At 67.2% G+C, this 1,151-nt stretch carries 1 protein-coding gene; it reads right to left on the bottom strand.

What is annotated here, in order from left to right; translation table 11 throughout:
- Window positions 1–4 precede the first annotated feature (4 nt).
- Window positions 5–1,102, bottom strand: coding sequence for an ISAs1 family transposase (locus tag ABD919_RS13875; protein ID WP_345236618.1), 1,098 nt, complete (start codon window positions 1,100–1,102; stop codon window positions 5–7).
- Window positions 1,103–1,151: the final 49 nt, after the last annotated feature.

Below are 1,151 nucleotides of genomic sequence, written 5' to 3'. Positions count from 1 at the left end.
CAGACTAAACGCATTCGGCCAGTTGGGCTAACAGGCGGTCAAGAAAGGTGTCGTCCCAGGCCAGGCGCTTGCGCTTGACTTTGAGGCTGCCGGGTTCGGGGTCGGCCCGGAGCAGGTTTAGCGCCATCTTGCGCACCAGGGCCACATTTTCTACGGCCTGTTTGTCGCGCAGCCGGTGCGCGTCCTCGGCTAGGGTCACGTCCAGGTGCCAGTGCAGCTGGTTTTCAATCGCCCAGTGCCCGCGTACGGCTTCCAGCGCCTGGGCCGCCGTCAGCCCGTTGCGGCTGCTGAGGTAGTAGCGCACGGGCTGGGCCTGCGGCTCACCGGCCGGGGGGCAGCGCAGCGCCTCGACCCGCACCAGCGTGGCCAGCCGGGGCCAGCGCCCGGCTTCGTCCACCCAGCGCAGGTCGGCCTGCACGGCCACTTGCCAGCGCACGGGTACATTCCCCGCCCCCCAGCCCCAGGCTTCATGAGCGGGGGACACGCCGGTGAGCGCCCGCTCGGCCTCGGCCCGTAGGCCCCGCTGATTGTGCTTGAGGGCCAGCAGATAATCGCCGCCCTGCTCGACAATCTGCGCGGCTACCTCCGGCTGGCAGCCCAGCGCGTCGAGGCTCACCAGCGCCCCACCCGATAAGTCGAGCAGGGCCAGCACGTTGGGCAGGGCAGCCAACTCGTGGCCCTTGCCGGCCCCGGCCACCTGGGCCAGGCACAGGCCTTCGGCGCGGGCCAGGGCCGAAACCAGGTGCAGGGGCTGCGGGCCGGAGCCGCGCAACGTCTTGCCGTCGATGCAGACCTGCTCGGCCACAGCGGCGGGCAGCAACTGGCGCACCCAGCTCAAAAAGGCAGCGTTGAAGCGGGCCGCGTCCAACTGCTGAAACACCCGCCGAAAGGTGTCGTGGGAGGGCGGCCCGTTTTCTAAGGCCAAGTGGCGGCGCAACACCGGCAGCTTGCGCTCGGCAAAAGTGGCCATTTCCACAAAGTCGTCGGCCCCACTGAGTACAGCTAAGACACTGATAACAAGAATATCAAGCAGGGCGTGACGCAGATTGCCGCCTGGCTGGCGAAAATCCGGTACTTGGGCTAGGTGAGTGAGCAGCGACATCGGCGCAAAGCGCCCAATTTAGCGCTCCATTCCGAATGCGTTTAGTCTG

It is taken from the genome of Hymenobacter saemangeumensis, from assembly GCF_039541835.1.
Lineage (GTDB): Bacteria > Bacteroidota > Bacteroidia > Cytophagales > Hymenobacteraceae > Hymenobacter > Hymenobacter saemangeumensis.
This window is presented reverse-complemented; position numbering and strand designations above follow the sequence as displayed.

Excerpts from the sequence above, each read along its gene's own strand:
- ABD919_RS13875 (WP_345236618.1), bottom strand. The coding sequence starts at position 1,102 with ATGTCGCTGCTCACTCACCTAGCCCAAGTACCGGATTTTCGCCAGCCA.